The organism is Geodermatophilus sp. SYSU D00879 (assembly GCF_054050375.1).
This window is the reverse complement of sequence record NZ_JBJGZF010000004.1, coordinates 215,255-233,799: the sequence shown is the minus strand read 5'-3', so window position 1 is coordinate 233,799 and position 18,545 is coordinate 215,255. Positions and strand designations below refer to the sequence as shown.

Genomic DNA, 18,545 nt, shown 5'->3' with positions numbered 1-18,545 from the left:
CGAGAGCAGTGCTCTCGTTCGAGGACGACGCTCTCCCACCGGGCGGGCGACTGTCAAGAGCAGCGCTCTCTCTTGTGTGCGGCGCTCTCGTCGGGGAGCATGGCGGCGTGCCCACCGCCCGCGAGCGCGTCCGCGCCGAGCTGACCGCCGAGATCACCGAGGCCGCCCGCCGGCAGCTGGCCGAGGTCGGGGCGGCCGGGCTGTCGCTGCGCGCGGTGGCGCGGGAGCTGGGCATGGCGTCGTCGGCGGTGTACCGGTACTTCCCGAGCCGCGACGACCTGCTCACCCGGCTGATCATCGACGGCTACGACGCCCTCGGGGAGGCGGCCGAGGCCGCCGACGACCCGGATGCGACGCCGGAACGGCGCTGGGCGGCGGTGTGCGCGGCGGTGCGCGACCGGGCCCGCGCCCACCCGCACGAGTGGGCGCTGCTGTACGGCTCCCCCGTCCCCGGCTACACCGCGCCGCGCGACACCGTGCCGGCCGCGTCGCGGGTCGGCGTCGTCCTCGGCCGCGTCCTCGGCGACGCCGCCCGGGCGGGCCGGCTGCACGGGCACGGCGGCCGCGTGCCCGGCCTGCTCGGCGACGTGGCGGTCCAGATCCTGGGCCAGGACGCCCCGGGCATCGACGACGCCGTCCGGGTGCGGGCCCTGCTGGCCTGGAGCGCGCTGTACGGCACGGTCAGCTTCGAGCTGTTCGGCCACCTCGCCGGGTCGGTCGAGGACGCCGACGCCTACTTCGCCCGCGCGGTGGCCGAGCTGGGGGCGCTGGTCGGGCTGGGCGCGGGCTAGAGCGCGGCCAGCTCCGCCTCGAGGTCGTCGAGGCCGAGGGAGCCCTGCGACAGCGCCGCCATGTGCCAGGCCTTCAGGTCGAAGTCGGCACCGCGCGCCCGCTGGGCCGCCGCCCGCCCGGCCAGCCAGGCGCGCTCGCCGAGCTTGTAGCTGATCGCCTGACCGGGCAGGCCCAGGTAGCGGATCAGCTCGCTGTCGAGGAACGCCGGGTCGCTGCCCAGGTGCTCGCCGGCGAACGCCCGCGCGAGCTCCGGCGTCCACGGCTGCCCGCGGTGCCCGGCCAGCACGCCCTCGGCGTCGCCGGGGACCGGCAGCCGCAGGTGCATGCCGATGTCGATGACCACCCGGATCGCGCGCAGCTGCTGGGCGTCGAGGTAGCCCATCCGGGCGCCGGTGTCGGTGAGGTACCCGAGCTCGTCCATGAGCCGCTCGGCGTACAGCGCCCAGCCCTCGACGTTGGCGCTGACCGAGCCCAGCGACGTCTGGTAGGTGGACAGGTCGCCGGAGACGTAGGCCCACTGCGCCAGCTGCAGGTGGTGGCCGGGGACGCCCTCGTGGTACCAGATCGACACGAGGTCCCAGAGCGGGAACCGCTCGCGGCCCAGCGTGGGCAGCCAGGTGCGGCCGGGCCGGGAGAAGTCCTGCGCCGGGCGGGTGTAGTACGGCGCCGCCGCGCTGCCGGGCGGCGCGATCATCGCCTCCACCCGGCGGACCGGCTCGGCGAGGTCGAAGTGCGTGCCGTCGAGCGCGGCGATCGCCTCGTCCATCATCGCCTGCAGCCGCTGCCGGATCGCCTCGACGCCGTCGACGGCGGGGCCGTGCTCACCGAGCCACGCCATCGCCTCCTTCGGCGAGGAGCCCGGCCGCAGCGCCCGCGCCTCGGCCCGCTGCTCGGCCAGCAGCCGCCGGTGCTCGGCCCAGCCCCAGGCGTAGGCCTCCTCCAGGCCCTGCCCCGCGCCGAGGTCCGAGCCGTTCCACCGGCGGGCGGCGACGGCGTAGCGGTCCCGGCCGACGGCGTCCGGCGTGCCCTCGGCCCGCGGGAGGTACTCGTCGCGCAGGAAGTCGCGCACCTCGGCCACGGCGGCGTCGGCCGCGCGGGCCGCGGCGTCGAGGTCACCGCGCACCGCGTCGGGGCCGGAGGCGGCCAGCCCGCCGAAGAACGGCCCGGACAGCCACTCGCCGAGCTGGCCGACGACGGTGGACACCTGCCGCGGCGCCACGAACAGCCCGCGCCGGGCGCCCTCGCGCAGGGTGTCGAGGTAGCCGCGGTAGGCCTCGGGCACCCGGGCCATCCGGCGGGCGACCACGCTCCAGTCGTCGTCGGTCGCCGTCGGCATGAGCAGGAAGACCTGGCGGATCGAGTGCACCGGGCTGAACAGGTTGGACAGCGCGCGGAAGCCCTCGCCGGCCTCGTGCGCGGCCAGCTCGGCGCCCAGCCGCTCGCGCAGCAGCCGGGCGCAGCGGCGCTCGATCGGGTCCTCGTCCAGCGCCGGGTCGGCGGCGAGGACGGCGTCGAGCTCGGCCAGCGTGGCGCGGGCGAGCTCGGCCTCGGCCTCGAGGCCGGCGGGGCTGGGGTCGGGCAGCCGGTCGTCGCCGGGCCGGGTGCCCAGCGACGTCGCGACGATCGGGTCGAGCTCGCAGACGGCGTCGACGTAGCGGTCGGCCACCTCGCGGGGGGCGCCGCTCACCGGAGGCGCTCCAGCCGGGCCGACATGGTGGGTCGCAGCGGCGTGTCCGCGCCGGCGCGGTCGACGGCGTACATGAGCGCCCCGTCCACGATCCCGTACAGCCGCACGGCGCGGGTGGTGTCCGGGGCGTCCTGGGTCCGCGCGACGACGTCGGTGGTGAGCTCCCAGCTCGTCGTCGTGCGGGCGCGGCCGACGTACAGCTCGAGCACGCCCTCGGCGCTGGTCACCAGCAGCTCGACGTCGTCCTCGCCCCGCGGCCGCCAGAAGCCGGACTCGCGGGACGCGGGGCCCTCGACCCGGCCGTCGTCGCCGAGCAGCCAGGTGCGGGACTCGTAGGCGAGGAAGTCGCGGCCGTCGTGGGCGAAGCGGATCCACTGGCCGAAGCGCCGGTCACCGGCGTCCCCGCCGGCGAGCACGCCCTCGCCGTGCCACTCCCCCAGCAGCGGCAGCACCGACAGCAGGCCGTGCGCCACCTCGGGGCCCTCGCGGACGTCGACGGTGTCGGCGACGGGCAGTTCGGTCGGGCCGGTCACCGGCCGGCGTCCCGGGGAGACATGCCCGCCACCGTAGCCCGGCCCCGACCTGCGCTCCCGCGGCGGTCAGCGGCCGCGGGCGGGCCGCCCCGGCGGCGACGGCGGCACGCGGCGGGACCGCTCGGCCGGCCGCCGGGCCAGCCGCCGGGCGGCGAGGCCGCACGCGACCGCGAGGAGCACGGCGAGCGCGACGAGGACCCAGGCGGCGACCACGACGCCACGGTAGGCACCCGCCCGGCGCTGCGCCGCGGGACCCGCCGCCGCGGGGAGGATGGCGCCGTGCCGTTCACGGGAAGCCACCCCGCCGCGGTGCTGCCCCTGCTGCGGACCGGCCTGCCCGCCTCGGCGCTCGTCGCGGGGAGCCTCGCCCCGGACCTGCCCTTCTACCTGCCGGTCGACCTCGGCGTGCGCACGCACACCGCGCTCGCCGTCGTCAGCACCGACGTCGCGCTGGGGGCGCTGCTGTGGGCGCTGTGGCACGGCCTGCTGTCGCGGCCGGCGCTGTCCCGGGCACCGCGCGCCCTGGCCGCCCGGCTGCCGGCCGCGACGGCGCCCGGGCTGCGCCGGCGGCTGCGCTCGCCAGGGGACGTCCTCCGCGTCGTCGCCGCGCTGGCCGCCGGCGCCGCCACGCACGTCGTCTGGGACGCGTTCACCCACCCCGGGCGGTGGGGCGCCGAGCACGTGCCCGCGCTGGCCCGCTCGTGGGCCGGCTACCCCGGCCACGCGTGGGCGCAGGACCTCGGCGGGGCCGCCGGCGCGCTGGTCCTGCTGGTCTGGCTGGCGCGGTGGTGGCGGCGCACGCCCGCCGGGCCCGCGGCGGTGCACCCGCGCTGGTGGCTGCCCTGGGCCGTGCTCGCGGGCGCGGCGGCAACCGCCGGCGCGGTCGCGGCCGCGGGGGCGCCCGACCTGCGGTCGGCCGGGGTCGCCGCGGCGTTCACCGGCGGCGGCGCGGCGCTCGGCGTCGCCGTGCTGCTGGCGCTGGCCTGGACCGCGCGGCGGCGCCCCGCCCGCTCCTGAGGCCCCCGCGCGCGTCGGGCACGCTGGAGGGGTCAGGTCCCGGCGGAGCGGAGGAGGACGGCGTCATCGACCCACGGACCACGGCGGACGGCGCCTCCCTGCACGAGGTGGAGGCCGAGCTCGCCCGGACGGCGGCCCGCCACGAACGGGTGCTCGCGACCGTCGCCGACGGGATCTACGGCCTCGACCGGGCCGGGCGGGTGGAGTTCGTCAACCCGGCCGCCGAGCGGATCACCGGCCGGCCCGCCGCCGACCAGCTCGGTCACGACCAGCACGAGCTCATGCACGACCGGCGGCCCGACGGCTCCCCGTACCCCCGCGAGGAGTGCCCGGTCTGGCAGGCGTTGCGGTCCGGCCGGACCGTGGCCGCCGACGCGGAGGTGTTCTGGCGGACCGACGGCACGCCGGTGCCCGTGGAGCTCATCGCCGTGCCGATGGTGGAGGACGGCGGGGTGACCGGCGTCGTCGTCTCCTTCCGCGACCTCACCGACCGGCTCGCCGCCCGCCGGCAGGCCGAGGAGCTGCGGCGGGTCACCGAGCAGGCCGCCGTCCAGCGGGCGCTGTCCGACCGGCTGCAGCAGGCGCTGCTCACGCCGCCGCCGGAGCCGGACCACATGCAGATCGCCGTCCGCTACCGGCCGGCCGCCGACGGCGCCCGGGTCGGCGGCGACTGGTACGACGCCTTCCTCCAGCCCGACGGCGCGACGGTGCTGGTGATCGGTGACGTCGTCGGCCACGACAGCGACGCCGCGGCGGCGATGGGCCAGCTGCGCGGGCTGCTGCGGGCGCTGGCCTGGGACGAGCAGGAGCCGCCGTCGGCGACGCTGACGCGGACCGAGCGCGCGGCGCGCGGCCTGGCGGTGGGCACCCTGGCCACCGTGGCGCTCGCCCGCGTCGAGCGGCACCCGGACGTGCCGGTGGCCGGGACCCGCGTGCTGCGCTGGAGCAACGCCGGCCACCTCCCGCCGGTCCTGCTCGCCCCGGACGGGACCACCACGCTGCTGGAGACCCGCCCCGACCGCATGCTCGGCGTCGACCCCGACACGCGGCGCACCGACCACACCGCCGAGCTCGAGGACGGGCACACCCTGCTCCTCGTCACCGACGGCCTGGTCGAGCGCCGCGACGCCGACCTCGACGCCGGGCTGGCGGCGCTGCGGGAGGCCCTGCGCGACCTCGGCGAGGTCCCGCTGGAGGAGCTGTGCGACACGGTGCTGGCCCGGATGGTGCCCACGGCCGGCGCCGACGACGTCGCGCTGGTCGCCGTCCGCGCGTTCCCGGAGGACCGGCCACGCCCCCCGGAGGCCGGCCCCCACCGGCTCCCGCCCGGCATGTCCTGACGCCGGGCACGACCGGCCCCGACGCGACCGGCCCCGGACACGACGGCGCCCCTCCCGGCCGCAGCCGGGAGGGGCGCCGTGCGCGCGGACTACTTCTCGAGGACGACGGTCGTCTCGGTCAGCCCGACCTCGGCCTCGACGACGCGCTCACCGCGGCCGACGGGGGCCAGCGAGCGGAGCTTCCACGCGCCCGGGGCGGCGAAGAAGCGGAACTCGCCCTCCGGGCTGGTCACGACCTCGGCGGTGAACTCGTCGGTGGCGTCGAGCAGCCGGACGTAGGCCCCGGCCACCGGCGCGCCGTCGTGCCACACCTGGCCCTGGATCACCGTCTGGGTGTCCAGGTCGATCCCGGCGAGGGCACCGCCCTGCTTCGGGGCGCCGCACATGCTCAGGCCCCCTTCTCGATCGGGACGCCGACCAGCGAGCCGTACTCGGTCCACGAGCCGTCGTAGTTCTTGACGTTCTGGTGGCCGAGCAGCTCGCGCAGCACGAACCAGGTGTGGCTCGAGCGCTCGCCGATCCGGCAGTAGGCGATGGTGTCCTTGGAGTCGTCGAGGCCGGCGTCGGCGTAGAGCTTGCGCAGCTCGTCGTCGCTCTTGAAGGTGCCGTCCTCGTTGGCCGCCTTGCTCCACGGCACGTTCACCGCGGTCGGGATGTGGCCGGGACGCTGCGCGCCCTCCTGCGGCAGGTGGGCGGGGGCGACCAGCTTGCCGGCGAACTCGTCGGGCGAGCGGACGTCGACCAGGTTCTGCTGGCCGATCGCGGCGACGACCTCGTCGCGGAAGGCGCGGATGGAGGTGTCGGGCTCCTTCGCCTGGTACTGGGTGGCGGGGCGCGCGACGGCGTCGGCGGACAGCGGGCGGCTGTCGAGCTCCCACTTCTTGCGGCCGCCGTCGAGGAGCTTGACCTGGTCGTGGCCGTAGAGCTTGAAGTACCAGTAGGCGTAGGCGGCGAACCAGTTGTTGTTGCCGCCGTAGAGGACGACGGTGTCGTCGTTGCCGATGCCCTTGGCGGACAGCAGCTCCTCGAACTGCTCCCTGCCGACGAAGTCGCGGCGCAGCGGGTCCTGCAGGTCGGTCTTCCAGTCCAGCTTGACCGCGCCCTCGATGTGGCCCTTGTCGTAGGCGCTGGTGTCCTCGTCGACCTCGACGAAGACGATGCCGGGGGCGCCGATGTTCTCCTGCGCCCAGTCGGCGGTGACGAGCACGTCGTTGCGGCTCATGGGGGGTCTTCCTCCCTGTGGTGGGTGTGCGGACGGTCAGGCGGTGCGGGCGGGACGGGCCCGCCGGACGGTCAGGTACAGCTCGCAGCCCAGGCAGAACCCGGTGGCCGCGTTGAGCAGGGCCGCGACGAGGGCGAGCCCGGTGGCGACGGCGCCGAGCACCGGCGCACCGAGCAGGTACCCCGCCGCGCCGACGGCGGCGAACACGGACCCGACGAGCTGGGCGAAGCGCACCGGCTCCTCGGGCTCGCGCTCCCGCGCCGGCCCTAGCCGGGGGGCGACCAGGGTGCGGAACAGCACCGCGTACGGCGCGTACCGCAGGCCGGCGGCGGCGCCGACGGCGAAGACGACCGCCTGGGCGGCGGCCAGCCACCCGCTCGCGGTCAGCAGGACGACGGCCAGGACGGCGCTGGTGACCCACGCGGCGACACGCGGGCCGCGCACGTCGACCGTGCGGGCAGGACTCAGGGACATCGACGGGGCTCTCCGGACGGCGGTCAGTTGAAGGACCCCGCTACCCCCCACCGCTCGCACGCTCGCGGTGGGCCCCTGTAGCGGGGCCGGAGATCAGCAGCCCGGACACTGGGCGCTGCCGACGCGGCACAGGTCCACTGTGCGGCGCGAGGTCAGCAGGGTGCCCATGCGGCGAGGGTAGCCGATCACGACCGGGTGCCCGTGTGCGCGTCCACCAGGGCGGTGAGCTCCTCCGGGCGCGGGGCGCCGCTGCTGCGGCCCAGCAGCCGGCCCGACCGGTCCAGGTAGAACAGCGTCGGGGTGCGCCGGACGTCGAGCTCGCGGACCGCCTCCAGGGAGCTCTCGGCGTCGACGTGCACGTACGCCAGGCCCGGCCGGGTGGCCTGCAGGTGCTGCAGCCGGGCGCGGGTGGTGCGGCACGGCCCGCAGAACGCGGTGGAGAACTGGACGACGGTCAGGTCCGCCTCGCCCGGCCGGACGCCGAGCCCCTCGAGGACCGCGGTCGGTCCGCCCACGGGTGCCTCCTCCGTCCTGAGCCGGCCATCGCGGGTGCGCAGCCACCAGGCTGCCGCGGCGGTCAGCACGAGCGCCACGGCGAGCACCGCCAGGCCGGTCCCGCTCATCCCCCGCACCAACCCGACCGGTCCGGTGCGCATTCCCGGGCGGGGTCAGGGCGCGCGCAGCACCGTGTCGGTGGCCTCGGCGGTGACCTCGACGCCGGCGTCGGCCGGGCGCAGGCCGGTCAGCCGGAGCCCGAACGGCAGCTCGACCGGGTAGCGCAGGTCGAGCAGGTCGTCCGCCCGGTCGACGACGACGTCGGGCACGTCGACGCCGGCCGCGTCGGCCTCCTCGACGTCGACCACGAGGTCCTGGCCGTCCAGCGACACCGTGCCCACGGCGGTGAGCGGGACGGTGTAGCCGAGCACCTCCACGGTGCGGGTGACGCGCAGCCCGTCGCCCTCGCGGGCCACGGTGGTGTCGCCGCCGAGCTGCTGCGCGAGCAGCGCGTAGGACAGCGTCGCCGTGCCGTCGACCCGGTCCACCGGCACCTCGCGCACCGACCCCGACAGCGCGTCGGACAGCGGCACGTGCGCCCCGCGCAGCCGGACGTCGGCGGTGGTCCCCTCCGGCTGCCGGAGCTCGGCGGCGGTCAGCGAGATGCGGACGTCGTCGTAGGTCCCCGACACCGCCTGGGTGAGGAACGGCCAGCCCCGGACGTCGACGTCGGGCGTCCCGGCGAGCCCGCCGGCGTCCCGCAGCGCCTCGGCGACCCGGTCCTCGGCGACGCCCTCGGCGACCGGGTCGGCCACCAGCGCGAGGACGACGACCAGCGCGAGGACGACGAGGAGCGCGCGCACCGGGCCTCAGACGGCGGCGAGGGCCAGCAGCACCGGCGCGCAGACGGCCAGCGGCAGCACGGCCTCGACCGCGACCCCGGCGACGGCCGCACCGCGGCGCCGCTCCCCGGCGTCGCCCACCGCGAACGAGGCGGCGGTCCCGGCGAGCCCCGCGACCAGGCCGAGCACCAGGCCGGTCGCGATGCCACCGAACACGTCGGCCGTCCCGCCGGTGCCGCGCGCGACCAGCGTGACGACGACCCCGGTCGCCACGGCGAGCAGCAGCCCCGCCACGCCGCGGTCGGCGCCGGGGGCCACCGCGGGGCGGGGCAGCACGGCGTCGGCGAGGTGCGCGACGACCAGCGCGGCGCCGGCGGCCAGCAGCGGCGTGGCGGCGACCTCGCCGTCGTCGCCGGCGACGTCGGGCAGCAGCAGGAGCGCCAGCGCGCACACGGCGGTGACCAGCACCGCCACGCTGCCCAGCGAGCCGACGACGTCGGTGCGCGGCGGCCGGCGCAGCATCTGGTGCAGCACCGCGACGATCAGCGCGGGCCCGACCACGGCCAGCAGCAGCCCCGGGCCGGGCCGGTCGGCGTCGGCAGCGAGCAGGTCCACGGCGAGGTCGGCGCCGACGGCGGCCGCGGCCCCGATCACCGCGACGCCCGCCGCCCCGGCCGGCGCCGTGGCGGCCACCCAGCCCGCCACGAGGAGGGCCTGCAGCACGAGGACGGCGGCCAGGCGGCCGCGCTCCCCGAGCAGGTCGGGCGCGAGCAGCACCAGGGCGACGGCGGCGCCGGCGACGACGGCCGCGGCGGCGTGCCGCGCGCGGGCGGCCGGCGGGGAGTCCAGCGCCGTGGTCACGTCCCCTCCTGCCCGGGACCGCCCGGCGTCCCCGTCGGCGCCGGCACGTCCCACTCGCCCCCGATCGTCGCAGACGCCCAGCGCCCGACGCGCTCGACGAGCGGAGCGGTGAGGGCGCTCTCGGCGTGTCCGAAGCCGGGGACCACCCACGCGGTCGCCGTCGGGCCGGCCGCCCGCGCCAGCGCGCGGGCGTGCTCGAGCGGGAAGTAGGCGTCCCGGTCGCCGTGCACGAGCAGCAGCGGCGTCGGCGCGATCCGGGCGACCGCCTCCAGCGGCGAGGACGGCACGGTCTCCCACGGCGGGGCCAGGCGGACGCCGAGCAGGCGCGCGCCGGCCCGCCGGCCGAGCGTCGTCTCCAGCAGCCAGTGCACGCGGCGCATGGGCGGGGTGTCGCGGACGTACCAGCGGCTGACCGCGCTGACGGCGACCACCGCGTCGGGCCGGTGCCGGCCGTGCGCCGCCTGCCGCAGCACCGCGCCGCCGCCCATCGACAGCCCGAGGGTCACCACCGCGCCCGCGCCGTCGGCCCGCGCGGCGGCCACCGCCGCGTCGACGTCGCGCAGCTCGTCGTCGCCCCCGGCCCCCGTGCCGCCGCCGGAGCGGCCGTGCCCGCGGAAGTCCAGCGCGCGCACCTCGCCGAACCGGGACAGCCAGCCGGCCATCCGCCGGAACGGCGGGTAGGCGGTCGAGTTGGTGAACCCGTGCGCCACGACGAAGACGAGGCGCGTGGCCGGCGTCGAGGCCGGGACGACGACGCCCGCGAGCCGCACGCCGTCCTCGGTGCGGACCGTCACCGGACGCGCTCGGGTGACCTCGGAGGGAACGGGACGCACGTCGGCTATCCTGCGGTCTCGGTTCGACAGCGCCGTCGATGCCCTCCCCGAGGAGACGACATGCGACTCGTGCTCATGACCGCGGCGCGTCAGGCGACCACCGAGGTGCTGCCCGCCCTGGGGCTGCTCGGCCACCAGGTCCGCGTGGTGGCCCCCGAGCTGTCGAGCCTGCTCGACGGCGACTCCGGCGACGTCGTGCTCGTCGACGCCCGCCACGACCTCATCCAGGCCCGCACGCTGTGCAGCCTGCTGTCCTCGACCGGGGTGGCCTCCGCCCTGGTCGCGGTCCTCTCCGAGGGCGGGCTGGTCGCGCTGTCGGCCGACTGGGGCGTCGACGACGTCCTGCTCGACACCGCCGGCCCGGCCGAGGTCGACGCCCGGCTCAAGTGGGCCACCGCCCGCCGGCTCGCCGCGACCACGCCCGCCGACGGCGCCGACGGCGGCGTCACCCAGGCCGGCGAGCTGGTCATCGACGAGCACAGCTACTCGGCGAAGCTGCGCGGCCGCCCGCTCGACCTCACCTACAAGGAGTTCGAGCTCCTCAAGTACCTCGCCCAGCACCCGGGCCGGGTGTTCTCCCGCGCCCAGCTGCTGCAGGAGATCTGGGGCTACGACTACTTCGGCGGCACCCGCACCGTCGACGTCCACGTGCGGCGGCTGCGCGCCAAGCTCGGCACCGAGCACGAGGCGCTGATCGGCACCGTCCGCAACGTCGGCTACAAGCTCGACCAGCAGGTGGCCGACGCGACCGCCGCGGCCGCCCGCGCCGAGGCCGAGCGGTCGGCCAACACGGTGGCCGACGCCTCCCCCACCACCGCCCCGCTGCTCTGAGCGCCGCCGCCGTCTCCGACTCCGCCGGGCTCGACCCCGCGCGGACCGCTGCCGTCCTCGCGCTGCTGCGGGCGGCCGCGGCGGCCGACGGCGTGCGGCCGCTGTCGGAGGAGGCCGAGCTGCGGCTGCAGCACGGCGGACCGCCCGGCGGCCGCGACGTCGTCGTCACCGACGACGACGGCGGGCTGACCGGCTACGCCCGGCTCGAGCTCGGCGACGGCACCGGGGACGCCGAGGCCGAGCTGGTCGTCGCACCCGCGGCCCGGGAGCGCGGGGTGGGCGGCGCGCTGCTGACCCGGCTCGAGGGGCTCGCCGCCGGCCGGCCGCTGCGGGTCTGGGCGCACGGCGACCTGGCGGCCGCCACCGCGCTGGCCGGCGCCCGCGGCTACACCCGGGCGCGCGTGCTGCTGCAGATGCGCCGCCCGCTCACCGACGCCGACCTCGACGCGCCCGCCCCGCTGCCGCCGCACGTGTCCGTGGCCGCCTTCCGCCCCGGCCGGGACGAGGCCGCCTGGCTGCGGCTCAACGCGCGGGCTTTCGCCGCCCACCCCGAGCAGGGCGCCTGGACGCCGGAGGACCTGCGGCTGCGCGAGGCCGAGCCCTGGTTCGACCCGGCCGGCTTCCTGCTGGCCTGGCGCGGCGACCCCGACGCCGGCGGCACGCTGCTCGGCGCGCACTGGACGAAGGTGCACCCGCCCGGCGACGCCGGCCCGGACGCCGTCGGTGAGGTGTACGTGCTGGGCATCGACCCCGACGCCCAGGGGCTCGGGCTCGGCCGGGCGCTGACCGGGCGCGGCCTGGCGCACCTGCGCGCCCGCGGCCTGGACGAGGTGCTCCTCTACACCGAGGAGGACAACACCGCGGCGGTCACCCTCTACGAGCGGACCGGCTTCACGCGGTACGCCGTCGACGTCTCCTGGCGCCGCGTCCCCTGACTCCGGATCCCCGGCACAAACGCCCATTTCTGCCGCACCGGGACGGCCCGCCGCCACCTGAAACGCGCGGGTTCACCTGCCGGACGTGATGCTGTTCTCACCCGGTCGACAAAGGCTCGGTTCGCGTTCACCGGGCGTTCATCGAGCGACCCGGGACCGGCCACCTGGGCTGCCTACCGTCCCCTTCCGTTGGTCCTCCCCTGCCCGGCATCGAGGTCCGGGCACCTCCGGAAAGGCACTGGCTTGAAGCTCAGCACCCGGTCGCGCGCCGTCGTCCTCAGCACGGCACTGGCCAGCACCCTCACGCTCGCCGCGTGTGGCGCCGCGAACGAGTCCGAAGGCTCCTCGGGCGGCAGCGGCGGCGGTAGCGGCGCGGGCGCCGCCGAGCTCAGCGGCGACCTGGTCGGCGCCGGCGCCAGCAGCCAGCAGGCGGCCATGGAGGCCTGGCAGGCGGGCTTCGAGGGCGAGTACCCCGACGTCCAGTTCAGCTACGACCCGGCCGGCTCCGGCGCGGGCCGCGAGCAGTTCATCGAGGGCCGGGCCGACTTCGCCGGCTCCGACGCCGCGCTGGACGACGAGGAGCTCGCCTCCGCGCAGGAGCGCTGCGGTGGCGGCGAGGTCTTCGAGCTGCCGAACTACATCTCGCCGATCGCGGTGGTCTTCAACCTCGAGGACGTCGACTCCCTCGACCTCACGCCCGACGTGATCGCCCGCATCTTCACCGGCCAGATCACCACCTGGAACGACCCGGCGATCGCCGAGGCCAACCCGGACGCCCAGTTGCCCGACACGGCGATCACCCCCGTGCACCGCGCCGACGACTCCGGCACCACGGACAACTTCACCGACTACCTGTTCCAGACCGCCGGTGACGTGTGGACCTCGGAGCCCGACGGCGTGTGGCCGCTGCCCGGTGGCGAGGCCGCCAACGGCACCTCCGGCGTCGTGGGCGTCGTCGAGAGCACGGCCGGTGCCGTGACCTACGCCGACGCCAGCCGCGCCGGTGACCTCGGTGTCGCCAACGTGGGCGTAGGCGAGGACTTCGTCGCCCCGTCGGCCGAGGCCGCCGCGGCCGTCGTCGAGAACTCCCCCGCGGTCGAGGGCCGTGGCCAGTACGACTTCGCCATCGAGGTCAACCGGCAGACCGAGGGATCGGGCGAGTACCCGATCGTCCTGGTCAGCTACCACATCGGCTGTGTCGAGTACGAGGAGCAGGCGACCGCCGACAACGTCAAGGCCTTCATGTCCTACGTGATCAGCGAGGACGGCCAGCAGGCCGCCGCCGACAACGCCGGCAGCGCGCCGATCTCCGACACCCTGCGCGAGCAGGCCCAGCCCGCGGTCGACGCCATCGTGGCCGCCGGCTGACACAGCACCCACACCCGGTGGCCCGGGGGGTCGACCGACGCCCCGGGCCGCCGCCCCGCCCGGAGACGGGCTCCCCGCACCACCGATCGACCCCGGAGCAACGGTGACCGCCACGAAGGCCCCGACCCCACCCCCGTCGCAGCAGCGCGCCGTGCGCCGGGCGGGGGACCGCATCTTCGCCGGCAGCGCCAAGGGCTCCGGCATCTTCATCCTGCTGGTGCTCGCGGGCGTGGCCGCCTTCCTCATCAGCGAGGCCGTCCCCGCTCTCACGGCGCCGGCGGAGGACATCCCCGGCGGCGAGGGGCTGGGCAGCTACATCGCCCCGCTGGTCCTGGGCACGCTCCTCGGCGCCGTCCTCGCCCTGGTCGTGGCCACGCCGCTCGCGGTGGGCATCGCGCTCTTCGTCACCTACTACGCGCCCCGCCGCATCGCGGCCGGCCTCGGCTACGTGATCGACCTGCTCGCGGCCATCCCGAGCGTCGTCTACGGCTTCTGGGGGCTCGCGGTCCTCGCGCCGGCGCTGGTCCCGTTCCACGTCTGGGCCGCCGACAACCTGGGCTGGATCCCCCTGTTCGCGGGTCCCGCCTCCACCAGCGGCCGCACGATGCTCACCGTCGGCCTGGTGCTCGCGGTCATGATCCTGCCGATCATCTCGGCCATCTCCCGCGAGGTCTTCAGCCAGGCCCCGGCGCTGCACCGCGAGGCCGCGCTCGCCCTCGGCGCGACGCGCTGGGAGATGATCAAGATGGCGGTGCTGCCCTACGGCAAGTCCGGCGTCATCGCCGGCGCGATGCTGGGCCTGGGCCGCGCGCTCGGCGAGACGATGGCGGTGGCCATCGTGCTGTCGGGCGGCGCCGCAGCCACGCTCAACCTGATCAGCAGCTCGAACCCCTCGACGATCGCGTCGAACATCGCCCTGCGCTTCCCCGAGGCCACCGGGCTGGGGATCAACACCCTGATCGCCAGCGGCCTGGTGCTGTTCGTCATCACCCTCGCGGTCAACATGCTCGCCCGCTGGATCGTCAACCGGCGCGCCGACTTCTCCGGAGCCAACTGATGAGCACCTCCACGCAGTCGACGCTGCAGGTCGCCCCCGACCCGTCCGGCCCGGTCCCCCGCCGCTCCCGCCTCCCCCGGTTCGCCCCGCTGGGGCTCTACGCCGCCGGCATCGCCGTCGGGGCGCTCCTGTCGGCGCTCACCGGCTTCAGCGTGGCGCTGACGGTGATCTACGGCGCCGTCCTGGGCACCCTGGCCGTGTACGTCGGGTCCCGGGTCGTCGAGGGGTCGCGCAAGGCCGCCGACCGCCTGGTCACCGCGCTGGTGACCACCGCCTTCGCGATCGCGATGATCCCGCTGGTGTCGCTGGTCTACACGGTGCTCGAGAAGGGCCTGGCCCGCTTCGACGCCGTGTTCTTCACCAACTCGATGTTCCGGGTCGTGGGTGAGGGCGGCGGCGCCTACCACGCGATCCTCGGCACGCTGATCATCACCGCGGTGACCGCGGTGATCTCGGTGCCGATCGGCCTGCTGACCGCGATCTACCTCGTCGAGTACGGCACCGGCCGGCTGAAGAAGGCGATCACCTTCTTCGTCGACGTCATGACCGGCATCCCGTCGATCGTCGCCGGCCTGTTCGCCTTCGCGCTGTTCACGCTGCTGTTCGGCAACGACGTCCGGCTCGGCCTCATGGGGTCCGCGGCCCTCTCGGTGCTCATGATCCCGGTCGTCGTCCGCTCCTGCGAGGAGGTCCTCAAGCTCGTCCCCAACGAGCTGCGCGAGGCGAGCTACGCCCTGGGCGTGCCCAAGTGGCGGACGATCGTCAAGGTCGTCCTGCCGACCGCCGTCGCCGGCCTCGGCACCGGCATCACCCTCGCCGTGGCCCGCGTCGTCGGCGAGACCGCGCCCCTGCTCATCACCGTCGGCCTGATCACCGGCACGAACCTCAACCCGTTCGACGGACGGATGGCGACGCTCCCGGTGTTCGCCTACTACCAGCTCACGCAGCCGGGTACCGACACCCAGGCGTTCCTCGACCGGGCCTGGACGGCGGCACTCGTCCTCATCATCCTGGTGATGGTCCTCAACGTCGTGGCCCGCCTGATCAGCCGTTTCTTCGCCCCCAAGACCGGTCGCTGACCGACCCCCCGACCCGGAGGATCCCCCCGTGGCCAAGCGCATCGAGGTCTCCGACCTCAACATCTACTACGGCAACTTCCTCGCCGTGGAGGGCGTGAACGTCTCCATCGAGCCGCGCAGCATCACCGCGCTGATCGGGCCGTCGGGCTGCGGGAAGTCGACCTTCCTGCGCTCGCTCAACCGCATGCACGAGGTCATCCCCGGCGCCCGCGTCGAGGGCAAGGTCGTCATGGACGGCCAGGACCTCTACGGCGCCGACACCGACCCGGTCGACGTCCGCCGGCAGATCGGCATGGTCTTCCAGCGGCCCAACCCGTTCCCGACGATGTCGATCTACGACAACGTCATCGCCGGCAACCGGCTCAACAACAAGCGGATGAAGAAGTCCGAGACCGACGAGCTGGTCGAGCGCTCGCTGCGCGGCGCCAACCTGTGGGACGAGGTCAAGGACCGGCTGGGCCGCCCCGGCTCGGGCCTGTCGGGCGGTCAGCAGCAGCGACTGTGCATCGCCCGCGCGATCGCCGTCGAGCCCGACGTGCTGCTCATGGACGAGCCCTGCTCGGCCCTGGACCCGATCTCCACGCTGGCCATCGAGGACCTGATGACCGAGCTCAAGGAGCGGTTCACCATCGTCATCGTCACGCACAACATGCAGCAGGCGGCGCGGGTGAGCCAGTCCACCGGGTTCTTCAACCTCAACGGCGTGGGCCAGCCCGGCCGGCTCATCGAGTTCAACCCGACCGAGAAGATCTTCAGCAACCCCGACCAGAAGGCGACCGAGGACTACATCTCCGGCCGCTTCGGGTGAGGGAAGGACCCCCTCGCCACCCGCCGCACGCGAGCTCGCGGCGGGACCCTGCGAGGGGGCCTCGACCGTCCGCGGGCCCGGTCGGCTGCTGCTGACCGGGCCCGCGTCCGTCCGGCGTCCGGATCCGGCCCTGCGCCCGCTCGTGCGCTGCCCCCGATGCGGACCAGAGCACGAGCGGCTGCACGGAGCCCCACCCGGCGGGGCACCCCGGTCAGCAGCTGACGGGCGCGGCGGGGGCGGGCGTCGTGGAAGGCGCCGCCGGGGTCTCGGGAGCCGGAGGCGCGGCGGCCACGGCCGGGGCGGGGGGCACCTGCACCGGGACGACGCCGGTGTAGCCGGGGCCGAGGACCAGCTGGACGGTGTCGCCGATGGCGTCGCTGGGCTGCAGGACGGCGCCGGGGACGGCGGCGGCCACGGTGCGCGCCTGCTCGACCACCCCCGGGCCGTGCCGGACGACGGTCTGGTTGACCGTGCCGCGCTCGTTGCCGACCTCGCCCACGGTGAAGCCCTGCTGGCGCAGCAGGTCGCCGACGGTCGAGGCCAGCCCGGTGGTGGCGGTGCCGTTGAGGACGTCGACGGTGACGGCGGCCGGCGCCACGGTGAGCGGCTGGGCGGCCGGGCTGGCGGGCGGCTGCTCGGGCGCGGTGGCGGCGGGGTCGGCTGCCGGGGTCTCCACCGGGGTCCCCGCCGCGGCTGGGTCCGCCGGTGCGGTGGCCGCCGCGGCGACCGGGGTGGCCAGCTCGGCGGGCACGGTGCTGTCCTCGATGACGTCGTCGAACAGCGTGCGGGTGGCCGGGCCGTCGAGCAGCACGTACGCCTGGTCGCTGCCGGCCGGCACGTAGCCGACCTGCGCCACCGGCAGGCTCGCCCGCTGCACCGCGTCGCCCTCGAGGTCGCCGAGCGCCGAGGCCAGCGTGCGGAGATCGCCGAGCGTCGTCTGCTCGTCGACGGTGAGCGCGTCGGCGGACCGCGTGAGGAAGCGGGTGAGGTCGTAGGTGTTGGCCAGCGTCCCGACGGTCAGCGCCGAGCGCAGCGTGGCCGACAGCAGCAGCTGGGTGCGCTCGGCGGCGGCGACCCCGGTGACGTCGGAGCCGGCGTCGCCGGGCGCGAGGTAGCGGCCGACCTGCGCCCCGGTCAGCTCCGACGTGCCGGCCGGCAGCGGCGCGGCCGAGGCGGCGTCGGCGGGACCGGCGGTGGGCAGGCAGACGCTGACCCCGCCGACGGCGTCGACCATCGCCGGGAGGCGGCCGAGGTCGACGGCGAGGTAGTGGTCGACGCGCAGCCCGGACAGCTGCTGCACCGCGCGGACCATGCACGAGGGCCCGCCGACCAGCAGCGACGCGGCGAACGCCTCGGAGACGGGCTCGCGCGCGGCGCCGTCGTCGGTCCGGCAGGCGGGGGTGTCGACCCACGCCGTCGGCGGGACGCTGACCAGGACGGCGCGCTCCTCGTCCGCGGCGACGTGCACGAGCAGCGTGGTGACCGAGGCCGGCCCGTCGGTGCCGGGGAGGTCGGTGCCGACGACGAGGTAGGTGGTCGACCCGTCCTGCAGCTGCGGGGCGATCACCTCCGGCCCCTCGGGGGCGAGGGCGGCGACGCGGGCGATGCTGCGGTCGACGTAGGCGTACAGGCCGGCGTGGTAGCCGACCACGAGGCCGAACAGCACGCCGAGGACCACGGCGGCGCGGACCAGCCGGCGGCGGCCGGGGCTGCGCGGCGGGCGGGGGGCCACGGGCCGGCGGCTGCTGCCGGCGCCGGACATCGCCGGGCCGTCGAGGCCGGGGATCGGCGGGTGCGCGGGGCGGCCGGGCAGCGGCGGGACCGGGCGGGAGTACTGGACGACCACGGGGGGCGTGCCGGGCAGCGGCGGGACCGGGCGGGAGTGCTGCACGCCGGCCGGCGGCGGGACCGCGACGGGGCGGGGGACGCCCGCCGGTGGCGTGCCGGGCAGCGGCGGGACCGCGACGGGGCGCGGGACGCCCGCCGGTGGCGTGCCGGGCAGCGGCGGAACCGGGCGGGAGTGCTGCACGCCGGCCGGCGCGGCGGGGACCGGCGGCAGCCCGCGGCGGGGCTCCTCGGCGGCCGGGGACGCGGCGGCCGGTGGCGCGGCGGCAGTGCCGGGCACGGGCGGCTTCGGCCCGCGGTGCGGGGGCAGCGACTCGCCGGGCTCCAGCGGGATGGGCACCTCACCGGTGCGGCGCGCGGCGCGGCGGCCGGTGGCGCCGCCCTGGCGGGCGAGCAACTGCTCGACGGTCACCGGACCGGGCGCGTCGCCGCCCTCGGCCCGGTCGTCCCCCCGCTCGTCCCGCACCGCTGTCGATCCCATCGTCGTGGTCCGTGCCGTTGCACACCGCACGCGCGGCAGTACTCA

The 18,545-nt window shown here is 76.5% G+C and carries 20 protein-coding genes; 9 read left to right on the top strand and 11 right to left on the bottom strand.

The features are described from left to right. Positions 1-107: 107 nt before the first annotated feature. Entirely contained in the window at positions 108-791 is a 684-nt protein-coding gene (locus ACI79B_RS08380; RefSeq protein ID WP_456927584.1) for a TetR/AcrR family transcriptional regulator, read from the top strand. Here ACI79B_RS08380 and ACI79B_RS08375 read toward each other — a convergent pair. From ACI79B_RS08375 to ACI79B_RS08365, 3 genes are all read right to left on the bottom strand, one after another. Further along, positions 788-2,479: a DUF885 domain-containing protein gene (locus ACI79B_RS08375; protein WP_456927583.1), complete on the bottom strand. Its 1,692-nt coding sequence runs from the start codon at positions 2,477-2,479 to the stop codon at positions 788-790. The two genes, ACI79B_RS08380 and ACI79B_RS08375, sit on opposite strands and share 4 nt — an antisense overlap. Continuing rightward, positions 2,476-3,012 (bottom strand): FABP family protein, encoded by a 537-nt coding sequence (locus ACI79B_RS08370; protein ID WP_456927582.1) that lies wholly within the window; start codon positions 3,010-3,012, stop codon positions 2,476-2,478. The genes ACI79B_RS08375 and ACI79B_RS08370 overlap by 4 nt, the downstream gene beginning before the upstream one ends. 66 nt (positions 3,013-3,078) lie before the next feature. After that, entirely contained in the window at positions 3,079-3,225 is a 147-nt protein-coding gene (locus tag ACI79B_RS08365) for a hypothetical protein (protein ID WP_456927581.1), read from the bottom strand. Between the two features lie 66 nt (positions 3,226-3,291). On the opposite strand from ACI79B_RS08365, the gene ACI79B_RS08360 reads away from it, so the two are divergent. Both ACI79B_RS08360 and ACI79B_RS08355 read left to right on the top strand, forming a co-directional pair. Further along, positions 3,292-4,029: a DUF4184 family protein gene (locus ACI79B_RS08360; protein WP_456927580.1), complete on the top strand. Its 738-nt coding sequence runs from the start codon at positions 3,292-3,294 to the stop codon at positions 4,027-4,029. Between the two features lie 107 nt (positions 4,030-4,136). Next, the gene (locus ACI79B_RS08355; protein ID WP_456927579.1) at positions 4,137-5,369 is read left to right on the top strand and encodes a PP2C family protein-serine/threonine phosphatase; all 1,233 of its coding nucleotides are present in this window, start codon (positions 4,137-4,139) and stop codon (positions 5,367-5,369) included. An 89-nt stretch (positions 5,370-5,458) separates the two neighbouring features. On the opposite strand, the gene ACI79B_RS08350 is transcribed toward ACI79B_RS08355, so the two are convergent. The 7 genes from ACI79B_RS08350 to ACI79B_RS08320 all read right to left on the bottom strand — a co-directional run bounded on the left by ACI79B_RS08350 (position 5,459) and on the right by ACI79B_RS08320 (position 10,057). Continuing rightward, on the bottom strand, positions 5,459-5,755 hold the full coding sequence (locus tag ACI79B_RS08350) for a DUF1416 domain-containing protein (protein WP_456927578.1): 297 nt from the start codon (positions 5,753-5,755) through the stop codon (positions 5,459-5,461). Between the two features lie 2 nt (positions 5,756-5,757). Then, positions 5,758-6,591, bottom strand: a complete 834-nt coding sequence (locus ACI79B_RS08345) for a sulfurtransferase (RefSeq protein ID WP_456927577.1) — start codon at positions 6,589-6,591, stop codon at positions 5,758-5,760. A 36-nt stretch (positions 6,592-6,627) separates the two neighbouring features. Next, complete coding sequence (locus tag ACI79B_RS08340) at positions 6,628-7,065, bottom strand: DUF4395 domain-containing protein (RefSeq protein ID WP_457000103.1); 438 nt, start codon at positions 7,063-7,065, stop codon at positions 6,628-6,630. Positions 7,066-7,250: 185 nt separating this feature from the next. After that, entirely contained in the window at positions 7,251-7,688 is a 438-nt protein-coding gene (locus tag ACI79B_RS08335; protein WP_456927575.1) for a thioredoxin family protein, read from the bottom strand. A gap of 45 nt (positions 7,689-7,733) precedes the next feature. Further along, positions 7,734-8,423 carry an LmeA family phospholipid-binding protein gene (locus ACI79B_RS08330; protein ID WP_456927574.1) on the bottom strand — a complete coding sequence of 230 codons (690 nt, stop codon included), beginning with the start codon at positions 8,421-8,423 and terminating at the stop codon, positions 7,734-7,736. Between the two features lie 6 nt (positions 8,424-8,429). Next, positions 8,430-9,263, bottom strand: a complete 834-nt coding sequence (locus ACI79B_RS08325; protein ID WP_456927573.1) for a hypothetical protein — start codon at positions 9,261-9,263, stop codon at positions 8,430-8,432. Further along, positions 9,260-10,057: an alpha/beta hydrolase family protein gene (locus ACI79B_RS08320; RefSeq protein ID WP_456927572.1), complete on the bottom strand. Its 798-nt coding sequence runs from the start codon at positions 10,055-10,057 to the stop codon at positions 9,260-9,262. The genes ACI79B_RS08325 and ACI79B_RS08320 overlap by 4 nt, the downstream gene beginning before the upstream one ends. Before the next feature lie 99 nt (positions 10,058-10,156). On the opposite strand from ACI79B_RS08320, the gene ACI79B_RS08315 reads away from it, so the two are divergent. The 6 genes from ACI79B_RS08315 (at position 10,157) to pstB (ending at position 16,174) form a co-directional block, all read left to right on the top strand. Next, positions 10,157-10,927 carry a winged helix-turn-helix transcriptional regulator gene (locus tag ACI79B_RS08315; RefSeq protein WP_456927571.1) on the top strand — a complete coding sequence of 257 codons (771 nt, stop codon included), beginning with the start codon at positions 10,157-10,159 and terminating at the stop codon, positions 10,925-10,927. Next, positions 10,924-11,862 (top strand): mycothiol synthase, encoded by a 939-nt coding sequence (mshD, locus tag ACI79B_RS08310; RefSeq protein WP_456927596.1) that lies wholly within the window; start codon positions 10,924-10,926, stop codon positions 11,860-11,862. Before ACI79B_RS08315 ends, mshD begins: the two co-directional genes overlap by 4 nt. 243 nt (positions 11,863-12,105) lie before the next feature. Beyond that, positions 12,106-13,230, top strand: coding sequence for a phosphate ABC transporter substrate-binding protein PstS (gene pstS / locus ACI79B_RS08305; protein ID WP_456927570.1), 1,125 nt, complete (start codon positions 12,106-12,108; stop codon positions 13,228-13,230). A gap of 103 nt (positions 13,231-13,333) precedes the next feature. Further along, positions 13,334-14,287, top strand: coding sequence for a phosphate ABC transporter permease subunit PstC (gene pstC, locus ACI79B_RS08300; RefSeq protein WP_456927569.1), 954 nt, complete (start codon positions 13,334-13,336; stop codon positions 14,285-14,287). After that, the gene (pstA, locus tag ACI79B_RS08295; RefSeq protein ID WP_456927568.1) at positions 14,287-15,366 is read left to right on the top strand and encodes a phosphate ABC transporter permease PstA; all 1,080 of its coding nucleotides are present in this window, start codon (positions 14,287-14,289) and stop codon (positions 15,364-15,366) included. The genes pstC and pstA overlap by 1 nt, the downstream gene beginning before the upstream one ends. A 28-nt stretch (positions 15,367-15,394) precedes the next feature. Continuing rightward, positions 15,395-16,174, top strand: coding sequence for a phosphate ABC transporter ATP-binding protein PstB (gene pstB / locus ACI79B_RS08290; RefSeq protein WP_456927567.1), 780 nt, complete (start codon positions 15,395-15,397; stop codon positions 16,172-16,174). Between the two features lie 211 nt (positions 16,175-16,385). On the opposite strand, the gene ACI79B_RS08285 is transcribed toward pstB, so the two are convergent. Next, complete coding sequence (locus ACI79B_RS08285; protein ID WP_456927566.1) at positions 16,386-18,500, bottom strand: LCP family protein; 2,115 nt, start codon at positions 18,498-18,500, stop codon at positions 16,386-16,388. Positions 18,501-18,545 lie beyond the last annotated feature (45 nt).